Below are 5,255 nucleotides of genomic sequence, written 5' to 3' on the forward strand. Positions count from 1 at the left end.
AGGGCCTGTCGGTCTTGCAGCAGGTGGAGATGCTGTCGGCCATCGTCGCCGGGCGGCGGAATTCGGAGGGCGAGCCAGGGGCCGCGCCCGCCCTGTCGGCGACGATCAGCTGCGTCTGGGGCTGCCCGTTCGACGGCGAGGTCTCGGCTGAGCAGGTCGCCGATCTGGTCGGCCGGGTCGCGGAACTGGGCGTCGCCGAAATCGGCCTGGCCGACACCATCGGGGTCGCCGATCCCTGGGCCGTGACCCGAAAGATCGAGGCGGCGCGGGCGGCCGCGCCCGACACGACCCTGAGGCTGCATTTCCACGACACCCGCAACACCGGGGTCGCCAACGCCTATGCCGCCGTCCAGGCCGGGATCGACGTGCTGGACGCCTCGGTCGGCGGCATCGGCGGCTGTCCGTTCGCGCCGGGCGCCACGGGCAATGTCGCGACCGAGGACCTGGTCTACATGCTGGAGCGGGCCGGTTATCCGACCGGCTACGACCTCGACGCCCTGATCGCGACCGCCCGCTGGATCGGCGACAAGATCGGCCGCCCGGCACCGAGCGCACTCAGCCGGGCAGGGGGTTGGCCGAGGGGGTGAGATCGGCGGAGTGCTAGTGCCAGTGCTAGTGAGCCAGGGTTCAGCGTCGATCCGGACACAGCGGGGCGTCACGGAGCGCGACGGCGGACGAGCTCTCACTTCTTGCTTGCTCACCAGCACTGGCACTAGCACTCAACCGCGCACACATCTTCGCCTTCACGCGCCGATGCGCTGAAGCGATGGGAAGGGTCGGCGGAGCGTCCGGGCCTTCGCCCGGAAAGAAATAGAAAATACCGTTTCGGCGAAAGACGAACGCTCCGCGTGCGTGGTTATCCGGGAGCTGTACGGCTCGTGTTTCCACGAACCAGCGGGGGTGTTACCCCCTTGCCGCTACCGCGCCCCCGACGGGAGGGTGACGCCCTTGCGACGTCATCCCCTGAACGATCCGACTCTCTGCGCCAGACCCTTTGCACGACCGGCGACGCCGCCTCCGATCCCCCGGGCGCCGCGCCCAGCCTCCCGAGGGAGGCCGGCTTCGGAGCTCGCCAGGGCTGACCGGAGACGAGGCCTCGACCGCCCCGCTCCACACACCCCCGCCGCAACAAGATCGCAAGGCCTTGCGCCCTTCCCCGCGACGGGACGAAGGGCAGTATAGCGGTGCTGGATACCTGGGCGGGTTCGAGGGGGCGAGAAATCTGCAATCCGTTGCGGGGCAAGGGATTGGTGCTTCGAAGTTTGAAAGTTGGTGGTGCTGGAGCAGCCGAAATATCCTTCTCCCCTTGCGGGAGAAGGTGGCAGCCGACGGCTGACGGATGAGGGGTCACTCGGGATAGGACGGTAGAGGATTCGGCGGTTGAGGCAGACTCAGACGCCAGCGTGACCCCTCATCCGACCCTGCGGGCCACCTTCTCCCGCAAGGGGAGAAGGAGTCTCCCACCGGACAGACATCGTCGGCCACTCCGGGCTGCTTCGCAGCCTGTCCTCCCCATTGCCCTTCGGCAAGGGGGAGGTGATCCGTTCTACTGCCCCGAGCCCGGGCGGCTGACGTAGAAGGTCGCGGCGTTGCCGACGGCGTTGGTGCCGGTGATGGCGGCGCGGCCCTGGCCGTAGACGGTGGTGGAGGCCGACGCCGAGACATTGCCCTCGTTGTGCTGGACATTGTTGGCCGTCAGAGTCGCCTCGCAGGCGGCGCAGGCATAGCCGGTGACGGAGTTGCCCACGGCGTCGGCCGAGACATAGGCGTCATAGCCGTTGGTGCCGATGAAGCTGGCCTGGACCTCGACGCCGCCGGTGTTGATCTGGCTGTTGTCGAGTTCGAGATAGTCCGACTCGGTGCCGACCGAGACGACGTTGGCTCCGCCCTGGGCCGAGGCCATGGCCGCGCCGAAATCATAGCTGGTGACGCGGGCGGTCGAGGCGACGGCGCTGACGTTTTCCTGCTGGGTTCGGGCGACGACCGATCCGCCGTGGTTGGCCATCACGGCCTGGTTGGCGTTGGCGGTGGCGGTGCCGGTCAGGTCCCAGGCGTTGCCCGCATTGGCGCTGACGTCGGCGGTGACGATGTCGCCGGTCGAGCGCTGGCCCACATAGATGTTCTGGCTCGAGACGTTCTCGCCGTTGATGGCAGTGGCGTTGCCGAGCGCCTGGGCGCCGAAGATGGCGGTCGCCGGGATATACTGGGTCTGGGCCAGGTTGTTCGCGCGCACCGACGAATCGGACGTCTGGTGGATCGCGCCCGAAATCTGCGTGCCCGTCCCGCCCAGGGCCATGGTGTTGGCGCTCGCCGCGACGCCGACCGAGGCACCGGACAACAGGCGTGCCGTGCCGCCGGGGATGGTCGATGAGGCGACGATCTCGCCGGGGCCGACGCTCTGGTCCGAATCGATGGCCAGGTTGGCGCCGTAGGCCCCGCCGGCGACGTAGTTGCCGTTGGCCTGGGTCGTCGCATTGACCACGCCTTCGGTGTCGCCGCCCAGGTTCAGGGTGGTGGTCGAGGCGACGCCGCCGTTGACGCGCTGGACGTTGCGCAGGGTCAGGGAGCCGCCCTGGACCCCGCCCGACAGGCTGTTGCCCGTGGCGGCGGTCGAGACGGTGACCTGATCGGACGCATCCTCGACGTTCAGGGTCTGGCCGCTGATGACGTCGCCCAGCTGGAGCTGGTTGTTGAGGACGAGCTGTTCCTGGGCGGACGCTTCAGTAGCGGCCGCGGCGAACATCGCCATCGCGGCCAGCGTGCCAGCGATTCGGTTCTGCGCGGGTCGAGCCATTGTTCGTGTCCGTGTTGGCGTAGGCGGGATAATAGCCGCCGGTGGGGCCGACCGTGCCCAGGGGGTCGCGCGAGGCGTCGAGGCAGACCTGAGGGCCAGGCGCGCCGTACAGATTGGCCATCATCTCGAGCGTGGCGCGTTCGATCAGTGAACGGACCGCCAGCTGGACCGGCTCCATGCCGCCCGTGCCCGCCGAGATGTCGATGACATTGCCGCCCAGGAAGTCGAACACCCCGGCCGAGATCTCGCGGCCGATGATCTGCTTCTGGTAGGAAATCACGTCGACGACCTCCATCGAGGTCGTCTGGACCAGGCGCAGGTCCAGGGCGACGTTCATGACGAACACCTTGCCCTGGAGCAGGGCGGAGCCCGGACGTTCGGAGTTCAGCTCGCCCTGGCCCGCATCGAAGCCGGCCGAGCGGATGTTGTAGTTCACCTCGGTGATGCCGCCGACGAGGTAGAAGTCCGAACCCGGCACCTGCCCGGCCAGGATGCGGCGGTAATTGTTGGCGTCGGGGGAATCGCTCTCGTCCCCGATCAGCTTGTTGTTGGCGTAGCGAAGCTCGAGCTCGGAGATCGAGGTGTCGTAGCGTTCGACCATCCGGGCACCGGCCTTGCCCAGCGCAGAGAAGGCCATGAGCGAGGCACCCTGGGTAATCTGGCGCCCGCCGTCGGTGGCGACCGAGCCGGTGTAGTCGCTGATCCGGCCGATCGCCATGCGCGGCGAAGGCAGGTTGTAGCGCCGCGCATAGTCGGCGAGGCAGTAGAGCGCTGTCGAGTAGGGCGTGTTGTTGGCCGTCACCGGCGCATTGCCGATCGGGGTGGCGTACAGGCCGTTCGGCCCGGCCACGGGGCTGACGCAACCGGCCAGCATCGCCGCGATGGCGACACAGCCGGCGAGAACGCGGCCTCGCTTCAGGGTGGCCCGCTTCAGAATACGATCAGTTGCCAAGGTTCAAGGTCCCGTTCAGCGCCGTACCCGCGGTGATGTTGCCGGTGTTCGTCTGACGCGAGTTGACGATGACCGTGTTGTGGTTGCCCTGGACCACGACGTTCAGGCTGTTGCCGATGGCGGTGGCCCCGCCGATCACCGTGCCGCCGTCCGAGGACGACCCTGCGCCGGCATAGGAGGACGAGACCCCGGAATTCTGGCTCTGATAGCTGGAGGCGCCCGCCTGGATGATGCCGTCGACGATCAGCCGGTTGCCGTTCGCATCGCGGGTCGAGCCCGTCTGGGACGTCGCCGTCGAATAGCGCGCGCCGCCGTAACCCGCCTGGAAGCTGGACAGACCGGACGAACCGGTGCTCTGGGCCGCGGCCGGAAGGGCCATGGCCAGGGCGCAGGCCGTGCCCAGCAGGGCCGTCCGGGGGATCGTGTGACGAATCATGCGCGGGACTCCGCAAGCGAAACTGGTGGCGGGTCGGCAATCAACCCGCGTGCCAAAATGGGTCATGGTTATTAAGAACCGCTTGAGATCGCAGGCTTAGGCGCACATTTGCCGGGCATGGCCTCCGACCCGGACCGATTCGCGAGCTTCACCCCAAGCTCGACCGCAGTGCCGCCCACGCCGCCCGCGCGTGAGCCGGTCTTCAATGCGCCGATCGTGGCCATCCTGCTGGCCCTGTCGATTCCCGGTCTCTACGCCCTTCAGATGCAGCTGCCCGACGCGGGGCTGCGCTGGGCCTTTCGACCGGTCAGCCTGTTCGAGGGCGGATGGTGGCCCGGGGTGCTGACCTCCATGATCCTGCACGGCGGGTGGACCCATGCGCTGATCAATGCGGGGTTCGCCTTCGCCTTCGGACCGGCGGTGGCGCGGCTGTTTCCGGGGCTCAAGGGCGGACTCATTTTTCTCGGCTATTATATTGTATGTGGACTGGCCGGGACGCTGGGTTACGGACTGGTCCATCCGGACAGTTCCGCGACCCTGGTCGGGGCGTCCGGAGCGGTGATGGGACTGCTGGGCGGCGCGATCCGTCTGCTGGGGACGCAAGGCCGCCCTCGCCCCCTGACCGATCGGCGCGTGATCGGGATGAGCGTGGCGGTGCTGGCGCTCAATGTGGTGACCGGCCTGATCGGCCTGGCTCCCGGGGTCGACGATGCCCAGATCGCCTGGGAGGCCCATGCCTTCGGCTTCCTGGCCGGGATCCTGCTGATCGGTCCGGCCGCACGTCTGTTCGGAACGCGCCCCTCGCCGGCATTTGCGTCTGACGGCCGTATGGGTGATCCTCCGCGCTGAAGCGGCCCGACAGGCCCGATTGCGCGCCTGCCCAGCGGCCGTTCTCTACAACGATAGAGAAGGGAAACGCCTGATGCTGGTTGCCGAGATCCTCAAGAGCAAGGGAGATGCGGTCTTCTCGATCGCCCCCGACACCACGGTGGCCCAGGCCTGTGCCGAGCTGGACACGCGACGGGTGGGTGCGCTGATCGTCTGTGACGGCGACCGGGTGGCCGGGGTCTTCT

General features: G+C 68.0%; 4 protein-coding genes and 1 pseudogene. 2 read left to right on the top strand and 3 right to left on the bottom strand.

What is annotated here, in order from left to right; all coding sequences use genetic code 11:
* Positions 1-587, top strand: a pseudogene (locus ACILQR_RS15420) (hydroxymethylglutaryl-CoA lyase); the annotation flags it as partial.
* A 959-nt stretch (positions 588-1,546) separates the two neighbouring features.
* On the opposite strand, the gene hfaD reads toward ACILQR_RS15420, so the two are convergent.
* From hfaD to hfaA, 3 genes are all read right to left on the bottom strand, one after another.
* A complete protein-coding gene (hfaD, locus tag ACILQR_RS15425) occupies positions 1,547-2,794 on the bottom strand; it encodes a holdfast anchor protein HfaD (RefSeq protein WP_395652269.1) in 1,248 nt (415 codons plus the stop codon).
* On the bottom strand, positions 2,721-3,668 hold the full coding sequence (hfaB, locus tag ACILQR_RS15430) for a holdfast anchoring protein HfaB (protein ID WP_395652272.1): 948 nt from the start codon (positions 3,666-3,668) through the stop codon (positions 2,721-2,723). Before hfaB ends, hfaD begins: the two co-directional genes overlap by 74 nt.
* Positions 3,669-3,735: 67 nt before the next feature.
* Positions 3,736-4,182 carry a holdfast anchoring protein HfaA gene (gene hfaA, locus ACILQR_RS15435; RefSeq protein ID WP_395652270.1) on the bottom strand — a complete coding sequence of 149 codons (447 nt, stop codon included), beginning with the start codon at positions 4,180-4,182 and terminating at the stop codon, positions 3,736-3,738.
* Positions 4,183-4,299: 117 nt separating this feature from the next.
* On the opposite strand from hfaA, the gene ACILQR_RS15440 reads away from it, so the two are divergent.
* Positions 4,300-5,031: a rhomboid family intramembrane serine protease gene (locus ACILQR_RS15440; protein WP_395652271.1), complete on the top strand. Its 732-nt coding sequence runs from the start codon at positions 4,300-4,302 to the stop codon at positions 5,029-5,031.
* The last annotated feature ends 224 nt before the right edge of the window (positions 5,032-5,255 follow it).

The sequence above is a fragment of the Brevundimonas sp. genome, from assembly GCF_044239655.1.
Classification (GTDB): domain Bacteria; phylum Pseudomonadota; class Alphaproteobacteria; order Caulobacterales; family Caulobacteraceae; genus Brevundimonas.

Bases quoted from the DNA above. Each gene is read 5' to 3' on its own strand.
- hfaD (WP_395652269.1), bottom strand. From the start codon at position 2,794: ATGGCTCGACCCGCGCAGAACCGAATCGCTGGCACGCTGGCCGCGATG.
- ACILQR_RS15440 (WP_395652271.1), top strand. From the start codon at position 4,300: ATGGCCTCCGACCCGGACCGATTCGCGAGCTTCACCCCAAGCTCGACC.
- hfaB (WP_395652272.1), bottom strand. From the start codon at position 3,668: ATGCTGGCCGGTTGCGTCAGCCCCGTGGCCGGGCCGAACGGCCTGTAC.
- hfaA (WP_395652270.1), bottom strand. From the start codon at position 4,182: ATGATTCGTCACACGATCCCCCGGACGGCCCTGCTGGGCACGGCCTGC.